The 495-nt window shown below is 53.1% G+C and carries 1 pseudogene; it reads left to right on the forward strand.

From position 1 onward, the window contains the following. Positions 1-8: 8 nt before the first annotated feature. Positions 9-495: pseudogene (oxyR, locus tag ACU8YC_RS26420) on the forward strand (DNA-binding transcriptional regulator OxyR); the annotation flags it as partial.

A 495-nucleotide genomic window follows, 5' to 3' on the forward strand; every position in this document is an offset into this window, starting at 1 on the left:
GATGAATAATGAATATTCGTGATCTTGAATACCTGGTGGCACTCGCCGAACATCGCCACTTCCGACGAGCGGCAGACTCCTGTCACGTAAGCCAACCAACGCTGAGCGGCCAGATCCGTAAGCTGGAAGATGAGCTTGGCGTTATGTTTCTGGAGCGTACAAGTCGCAAGGTGCTGTTCACTCAGGCAGGTTTACTGCTGGTGGATCAGGCGCGTACCGTGCTGCGCGAGGTCAAAGTGCTCAAGTAGATGGCAAGCCAACAAGGCGAGACAATGTCTGGCCCGCTGCATATTCGTTTGAACCCAACGGTGGGGCCATACCTGCTGCCGCATATTATTCCTATGTTGCAGCAGACCTTCCCAAAACTGGAAATGTATCTCCATGAGGCGCAGACGCATCAACTGCTGGCGTAACTGGACAGCGGTAAGCTCGACTGCGTCATTCTGGCGCTGGTGAAAGAGAGTGAAGCGTTCATCGAAGTGCCGTTATTTGATG

The sequence above is a fragment of the Citrobacter sp. VF227 genome (assembly GCF_052950715.1).